At 51.4% G+C, this 6,610-nt stretch carries 5 protein-coding genes; 2 read left to right on the top strand and 3 right to left on the bottom strand.

Translation table 11 applies throughout. From position 1 onward, the window contains the following. A partial coding sequence (locus tag ABYP73_RS10445) for a MerR family transcriptional regulator (RefSeq protein WP_372974282.1) occupies positions 1 to 273 on the bottom strand: 273 nt, incomplete at its 3' end. Then, the gene (locus ABYP73_RS10440; protein ID WP_372974281.1) at positions 273 to 1,250 is read right to left on the bottom strand and encodes a M23 family metallopeptidase; all 978 of its coding nucleotides are present in this window, start codon (positions 1,248 to 1,250) and stop codon (positions 273 to 275) included. The genes ABYP73_RS10445 and ABYP73_RS10440, both read right to left, overlap by 1 nt. Before the next feature lie 104 nt (positions 1,251 to 1,354). Here ABYP73_RS10440 and alaS point away from each other — a divergent pair, with 104 nt between their 5' ends. Together alaS and ABYP73_RS10430 are read left to right on the top strand one after the other, a co-directional pair. Continuing rightward, positions 1,355 to 3,967, top strand: coding sequence for an alanine--tRNA ligase (alaS, locus tag ABYP73_RS10435; RefSeq protein ID WP_372974280.1), 2,613 nt, complete (start codon positions 1,355 to 1,357; stop codon positions 3,965 to 3,967). Between the two features lie 4 nt (positions 3,968 to 3,971). Then, a complete protein-coding gene (locus ABYP73_RS10430) occupies positions 3,972 to 4,937 on the top strand; it encodes a GSCFA domain-containing protein (RefSeq protein ID WP_372974279.1) in 966 nt (321 codons plus the stop codon). Here ABYP73_RS10430 and ABYP73_RS10425 read toward each other — a convergent pair. Continuing rightward, positions 4,932 to 6,610, bottom strand: a 1,679-nt coding sequence (locus ABYP73_RS10425) for an aromatic amino acid hydroxylase (RefSeq protein WP_372974278.1), incomplete at its 5' end; no start/stop codon positions are given. The two genes, ABYP73_RS10430 and ABYP73_RS10425, sit on opposite strands and share 6 nt — an antisense overlap.

Genomic DNA, 6,610 nt, shown 5'->3' with positions numbered 1-6,610 from the left:
GATCTCGAAGTTAGACAGGGTCTTTTTTCGCTCTTCCTTCAGGTGGATCTTGGCCCCTTCCAAAGTAAAGCCCCGCTCTTTCACCAGGTGGTAGATCAGGTGGAGGTTCTTGATGTCCTCAGGAGTGAACTTGCGGTTCCCCTTGGCGTTCTTTTTGGGCTGGAGCACGTCGAACTCTTTTTCCCAGAAACGGATCAGGGAGGTGTTCACGTCAAAGGCCCTGGCCACTTCGCCAATACCGTAATACCGTTTTTCGGGAAGCTCTATATGCATCAGTCAAGGGATTGGTTCTCCTGGTTGGCGTATTTCAGCATGATCTCAAATTCTTCAGCCGTCAAACTGCCGTAGTAGAAGTTGATGGGATTGATCCGCTCTTCGTCTTTCCAGACCTCATAATGCAGGTGAGGCGCTTCAGATCTCCCCGTGCTGCCGATAAAACCGATAAGGTCTCCCCGCTTCACTTTCTGTCCCCTTTTGACATTGTAATTGCTGAGGTGGGCGTAGAGGGACATATACCCATATCCGTGATCGATCCGGATATGCTTGCCGTACCCCGATGCGTTGTTGTCTGCCCGTGATACCATCCCATCTCCGGTGGCGTAGATCGGCACTCCCCTGGGAGCTGTAAAGTCCATCCCCCAGTGCATTTTTCGTGCCTTTGTAAAGGGATCTGACCTCCACCCGTAACCGGAGGCCATACGGGTCAGGTCCTCATTTTTTACCGGCTGTATGGCGGGAATGGACGCCAGGAGTTTTTCCTTGTCTTCGGCGAGTTTAGTGATCTCGTCCAGGGAACGGGACTGAATGACCATTTGTTTCTGGATCACGTCCAGCCTGCGGGTGGTGGCAATGATCATCTCCGAGTTGTTGAAGCCTTCGAGGGATTTATAGCGATTGACCCCCCCGAATCCGGCCCGTCTCTGCTCTTCGGGGATGGGATTGGCCTCAAAATACAGGCGGTAGATGTTGTTGTCCCTGTCTTCAATATTCGCCAAAACCTGTTCAACCTGCTCCATTTTTTTGTTGAGCAGCTCAAACCTGAGCTCGTAGTTCTTCAGTTCCCGGGCAAGGGATAATTCCCTGGGCGTATTGAGGATGTTCGTGTTTAAGAGAAAGATGAGTCCGAGGAAGCCAAACAGGGCAGAACCCAGGATAAAGAGGAAGATGTTCCTATAACGACGGGATTTCTTAAGCTCTATTTTCCGATAGGAAAGTGTGTCCGGGTCGTAATAGTACTTAACTTTAGACATGAATGTAATTTATCCTATTTTTGTGCTTCCAAAGTATCAAAACAAACAAATATAAAAATTGTTTTGCAGAAAGCGTTAAAATTACCAAAACCTTAGCTTTTTCTATGACTTCCAGCGAGATACGCGAAAATTTCCTGGCTTTTTTCAAGGGTAAGGACCACACAATTGTGCCCTCTGCGCCCATGGTGATCAAAGATGATCCCACTCTGATGTTCACCAACGCCGGAATGAACCAATTTAAGGAGTATTTCCTGGGGAATAGCAAATCAAAATACCCCCGGATCGCAGATACCCAGAAATGCCTCCGGGTGAGCGGAAAGCACAACGACCTGGAGGAGGTGGGAAAGGATACCTATCACCACACCATGTTCGAGATGTTGGGGAACTGGAGTTTTGGGGATTATTTCAAAAAAGAAGCCATTGCCTGGGCCTGGGAATTGCTGACGGAGGTCTATAAGATCGATAAGGACAGCCTGTATGTTTCTGTTTTTGAGGGGAGCGAGGAAGACGAGCTGGAACTCGACAAAGAAGCGTATGACCTATGGAAGGCCATTGTCCCGGAAGACCGGATCATTCTCGGCAGCAAGAAGGACAATTTCTGGGAAATGGGTGACCAGGGCCCCTGCGGACCTTGTTCAGAGATCCATGTGGACTTGCGATCGGCAGAGGAGAAATCCAAAGTACCCGGGGCCGGCCTTGTCAACCAGGATCACCCCGAAGTGGTGGAGATCTGGAACCTGGTCTTTATACAATACAACCGCAAGGCCGATGGCCGTCTTGAATCCCTTCCTGAGAAACACGTAGATACCGGGATGGGCTTTGAACGCCTCTGCATGGCTCTGCAGGGAGTGAAATCCAATTACGATACAGATGTCTTCCAGCCTATCCTGAAGGAGGTAGAGAATATCACGGGAGAACACTACGGGTCTGACCCTCAAAAAGACATCGCCATGCGGGTGGTGGCCGACCATATCCGGGCGGTGGCCTTTTCTATCGCAGACGGGCAGCTGCCCAGCAACAACGGGGCCGGATACGTTATCAGGCGTATCCTGAGGAGGGCGGTGAGGTACGGCTTTACCTTTTTGGAGATCCATGAACCTTTCATGTACAGACTTGTGAAGGTACTGGTCGCTCACATGGGCGCTGCTTTTCCGGAACTGAAAAAACAAGCGGTCCTGATCGAGAATGTCATCAGGGAGGAGGAGCATTCCTTCCTGAAAACCCTCGAACAGGGTCTTATCCTCCTGGATGAGGTGATCGCCAAAACCAAGGGCAAGGAGGTAGACGGGCAGAAGGCTTTTGAGTTGTACGACACTTTTGGGTTTCCCATCGATCTGACGAGCCTGATCCTGAGCGAAAAAGGGTATACCCTGGATGAAGCTGGATTCGAAAAAGCCATGCAGGAACAGAAGTCGAGATCCAGGTCGGCCTCCGAGGTGGCTAAGGACGACTGGCAGGTAGTACACTCCGATGGAGAACAGGAATTCCTGGGATACGATCAGCTCCGGGCAGAGGTCAGGCTGCTGAAGTACCGCAAGATCTCCACGAAAAAAGAAGGGACGCAGTTCCAACTGGTGTTCGACAAGACCCCGTTTTACCCGGAAGGAGGCGGACAGGTAGGGGACAAGGGATACCTGGAAGTGCCCAATGGGGATGTGGTGTATATCCTGGATACCAAAAAAGAGAATAACGAGATCGTACATTACGCCAAAAACCTCCCCAAACACCTGAATGACTCCCTGACGGCGGTGGTAGATGCGGAACTAAGGGTCAAGATAGCCCGGAACCACAGCGCCACCCACCTCCTGCACCAGGCCTTGAGACAGGTCCTGGGCTCCCATGTGGAGCAAAAAGGTTCAGCCGTGCATGCAGGCCATTTGCGATTCGATTTTTCTCATTTCGCAAAGATGAGCAGGGAGGAACTGGACAAGGTGGAGGATTTTGTCAATGAACGTATACACGAGCAAATCCCACTGCAGGAAAACCGACGGGTTTCCATGAAGGAAGCTATGAAGGAAGGGGCGATCGCCCTCTTCGGAGAAAAGTACGGAGAGCAGGTACGCACCATCCGCTTTGGGGATTCCATCGAACTCTGCGGGGGAACCCACGTGCAGAATACAGCCGAGATATGGCATTTCAAGATCGTGTCAGAAGGGGCTATAGCCGCCGGGGTGCGGAGGATAGAAGCGATCACTTCTGATGCGGTGAGGGAATATTTCCAGGAAAAAGAAGGTCAGCTAGACGAGATCAAAGCACGGTTAAAAAGCAGCGGGGATCCGGTGAAGGCGATCGAAAACCTCATGGAGGAAAATACCCAGCTTAAAAAGGAAATAGAGGCCCTGCAAAAAGACAAGGCAAGCGGTCTGAAGTCGGAGATAAAAAAGGAACTGGAGTCGCTAGCAGACTACAAATTCCTTTCAAAGGAAGTGGACCTCGATGCCGGGGCCATGAAGGACCTCTCCTTTGAATTGGGGCAGGAGGAAGAGAACCTGTTCCTGCTCCTGGGCGCAGAGAAGGACGGTAAAGCCCTTTTGAGCTGTTATATTTCTAAAGACCTGGCGGCTTCCAAAGGCTGGAATGCCGGGCAGATCGTCCGGGAACTGGGGAAATACATTCAGGGGGGAGGCGGGGGCCAGCCCTTCTTCGCAACAGCCGGGGGAAAGCATCCCGGAGGGATCAAAGAGGCTCTCGAGAAGGTGCGTACCCTGATTTCCTGATCCCATGGAGCTCCAGACCCGCCTTAAGATACCCCAACACCCACAACCCATTTCCTATGCGAGCGAAATCCTGTTGATGGGTTCCTGCTTTGCCGGACATATGGGAGGAAAACTGTCCTCTTATCAGTTTCGCAACACTCTGAATCCCTTTGGCACTCTTTTTCACCCCAGGGGGATATCCCATCTGTTGGAGAGGGCAAAGGCTGGACGATATTTTACAACAGAAGATTGTTTTTTCCATATGGAGCGATGGCACTGCCATGAGGTGCACTCAGACCTGAGCCATGCCAACCGGGAGGAGATGCTGAAAGGGCTCAACAATAGGCTGGAGGCAACCGGGGATCATTTGAAAAAGATATCACACCTGGTGATTACACTGGGAACTGCCTGGGGTTATGTTCGCAGGGAAAGCGGCCAGTGGGTGGCGAATTGCCACAAGGTGCCCCAGCGGGAATTCGACAAAGTCCTGTCCTCCCCTGAGGACATCCGGCAGGATCTCAAAAAAGCCCTGGATCTGGTCTTTGAAGCGAATCCTGGAGTGTCTGTCATCTTCACGATTTCGCCCGTAAGGCATATCAGGGACGGATTCGTGGAGAATCAGCGAAGCAAGTCGCACCTCTTTGTGGCCCTGCATGAACTCCTTGAAGTTTATGGGGATAGGGGGGTCACCTATTTCCCGGCCTATGAACTGATGATGGATGAGCTCAGGGACTACAGGTTTTACGAAACGGATATGCTGCATCCCAATGCCCTGGCCGTGGACTATATTTGGGAACGTTTCCGTTCTGCCTGTATACTACCTTCAGAATATCCGATTATGGCGAGGGTGGAGGAAATTCAAAGGGGCCTTAACCACCGCCCATTCCATCCGGAATCTGAAGCTTACACTGCTTTTAAAAAGGACCTGGAGGAGAAAATGTCGAGCCTTAAAAGGGAGTATCCCTTTATGTCATTTGATACCGGGCTATGAGGCCACTTTTTCAGCATCCACCAGGCTGATCCCGTCATCGATGAGGTGTCCTAATTCAGGGTGTTTGTGTTTGACATCCTGCAGATGGTCCAGAATCTCACTTGCGAAATCTTCATCCCTGTTATTCCTGGCCAGTTCGTACAGTTCCACGGAAAGCAGCCAGTCGTCGGGATAATTTTCCCTGATTTCTTTAAACACCTTATTCCTGGAGATGGTCGTATTGGTCCCTTCCCTGAATTCTCTGATCTGCCGGTAGAGCTGCTGCAGTTTCTTTCGCTCAGGTGATAAGACAGGTTTTATTGTCGTACTGGTCACCTCGTGTGTGATGAGGTCGAAGCTCGACAGGTCGGCAGGGCCATTGAAGGCCGAGACGATCTTATCCCCCACAGCCATATGGTACAGGCCGTAGGAAGGCTCAAAAAGGACAGTATCCCCGTGGGTGACCGTACAATCCTTAAAGGTGATCAGGATGATCTCCCCTCTGAGGTTGCGGGTACCGGTTATGATCTCTCCTTCTACCTTGATGCCTCCTTCGAATTCCAGGGTCTTGCGTTCCCCTTCGTAAATATTGTAGGCCTTGAGGTCGCGCGGGCTCATATCCTCGATGGCCAGGTTGATGCCCTTTAATTTTCCTATGGGCGATCCAAAACCATCGGGGTGGTTCTTTGTGCTGTGGCCCACCAGTTCCTTTTCCCGGTACGCCAGGGCAGTGGGCCCTGTGGTCTGGATGTAGACGGGCAGATTCTGGTGTTCAATCACCCTGGTGAAGGATCCCGAGATCTGCAGCCCGGTACTGAGTTCCAGGGTACATAGTTCCTTGGAGGCGATGACCTTTTTCACCCCGTCAAGTCCGCCTTTTCTCAGGGCCATGGTGTTGGCGAACTCCTCCAAAACCTGACTCAGGTAGGCGAAATCAGGGGTTACGAACAACTGGGGTTGTGGCTTGGTAATGTCAAAGGAAGTATGAGCAGCTTCAATGGAATAGGGTACTTTTTTCACCTTGTCGGTCATACACCAGGCGCTCTCCCCTATGGAGGAAAGCAGACCGGCTCCGTAGATCTTAGGCCGGTCCAGGGTACCGATCAGACCGTATTCCACGGTCCACCAGTGCAGGTTCCTGATGAGGGCGATTTCACTGGGTTCTCCCATGTTGTTCTGGAGTTCTTCTATCTTCTTTTCGGCTTCCTCTATGGTTTTCTCCGGAGTGCCCGGAGCTTCTTTGATGATGGAAAGATGCCGAACAGCTTCGTACAATTCGTGGTCTTTGGTATTGGAGAGCGCCTTGCATCCAATCTCTCCAAACCGCCTCAGGTATTCAGCGTATTCGGGATTTGCAATGATGGGTGCATGCCCGGCCCCTTCGTGAATGATGTCCGGGGCGGGGGTGTATTCGATATGTTCGAGCTGGCGGATATCTCCGGCGATCACAAGGACGTTATACGCCTGGAATTCCATAAAGGCCGAGGGTGGGATAAATCCGTCAACGGCCACGGCAGCCCATCCGATCTCCTTCAGAATCCTGTTCATCCCGTACATGTTTGGGATATGGTCAATTGAGATCCCGGTTTTTGCAAGTCCGTCTACATAAGAACGATGGGCTACCTTGCTGAGGTAGTCCACATTCTTTCGCATCACATACCTCCAGACAGCCTGGTCAATAGCCGTGTACTCCT

This window comes from Muriicola sp. (assembly GCF_041567615.1).
Classification (GTDB): domain Bacteria; phylum Bacteroidota; class Bacteroidia; order Flavobacteriales; family Flavobacteriaceae; genus Muriicola.
The sequence above is the reverse complement of the archived record's forward strand: the minus strand, read 5'-3'. Positions and strand labels throughout refer to the sequence as shown.

What these genes read in the sequence shown, in the direction of transcription:
- ABYP73_RS10440 (WP_372974281.1), bottom strand. Translation starts at nt 1,250, where the DNA reads ATGTCTAAAGTTAAGTACTATTACGACCCGGACACACTTTCCTATCGG.
- alaS (WP_372974280.1), top strand. Translation starts at nt 1,355, where the DNA reads ATGACTTCCAGCGAGATACGCGAAAATTTCCTGGCTTTTTTCAAGGGT.
- ABYP73_RS10430 (WP_372974279.1), top strand. Translation starts at nt 3,972, where the DNA reads ATGGAGCTCCAGACCCGCCTTAAGATACCCCAACACCCACAACCCATT.